This is a genomic window from Bacillus sp. JJ1503, from assembly GCF_036965125.1.
In the GTDB taxonomy this organism is placed as follows: Bacteria; Bacillota; Bacilli; order Bacillales; family Cytobacillaceae; genus Cytobacillus.
The window spans coordinates 16,642-17,598 of the sequence record NZ_JBALOZ010000252.1 but is presented as its reverse complement, the minus strand read 5'-3'; the positions used below and the strand labels follow the sequence as shown (position 1 = coordinate 17,598).

The window sequence follows — 957 nt, the reverse complement described above, 5'->3', positions numbered from 1 at the left end:
GCTGAGATCCGAGGAGTAGAACCATATAAAACCATTGATTCACCGAACCGTTTTGAGGAATTCGATGATTTGGATTCCATGATGGACTTTATTGAAAGAATACGGGACGAATCCGGTAAGCCTGTCGGAATTAAAATGGTCATCGGCAGTGAAGAAACATTTGAAGAATTTGCTGCTTATATGGCGATTATGAAAAGATACCCTGATTTCATCACCATTGATGGCGGAGAAGGCGGAACTGGAGCGACTTATCAAGCAATGGCTGATTCTGTCGGACTCCCAATTAAACCTGCTTTAATGATAGCTCAAAGAGTATTGAAGAAATATAATATGCGAGACAAAGTCACGTTAATTGCCAGCGGTAAATTATTCTCTCCAGATCGAATTGCCATTGCGCTATCTCTTGGAGCAGATATTGTACACGTTGCCAGAGGCTTGATGATTTCAGTCGGATGTATCGGTGCCCAAAAATGTCAATCCAACGAATGTCCAGTAGGAGTGGCCACAACAAATCCAAAGCTTCAAAAAGCTTTAGTCATAGAAGAGAAAAGATACCGGGTGACAAACTATATAACAACGCTTCGTGAAGAATTGTTTACGCTAGCAGCAGCTGCAGGTTTGACATCACCTAGACAATTCAATGAAAAACATGTCGTATTTGTAGATCAAAACTTTCATGTAAAAACGATTGAGCATGTAAAACAAAATGATGATAAAAAACAACTCATTTCTATTTCATAAATAAGAGAAAGTCTGTTACATAAGATTGTAGCAGACTTTTTTCTTCTTATAGTTTTTTCAAAAGTTAAATAAACCTAGACAACTAGACTCATTCTCCACCTTTCCAAACTAAATCAAAGTGTATATCAAAAGTGCCAATGTACGTTCCAATCTGGGTTTACCCCTTAATATATATAAAAATCAAGTCTAAATTGTTTTATTAGAAAATAAACGGGA

Annotated in this window: 1 protein-coding gene; it reads left to right on the top strand. The window is 37.1% G+C overall.

Annotation, left to right across the window (positions count from 1 at the left end):
- The coding region (locus tag V7149_RS18880) for an FMN-binding glutamate synthase family protein (RefSeq protein WP_335347143.1) at window positions 1-741 on the top strand (741 nt) is incomplete at its 5' end.
- Between the last annotated feature and the right edge of the window lie 216 nt (window positions 742-957).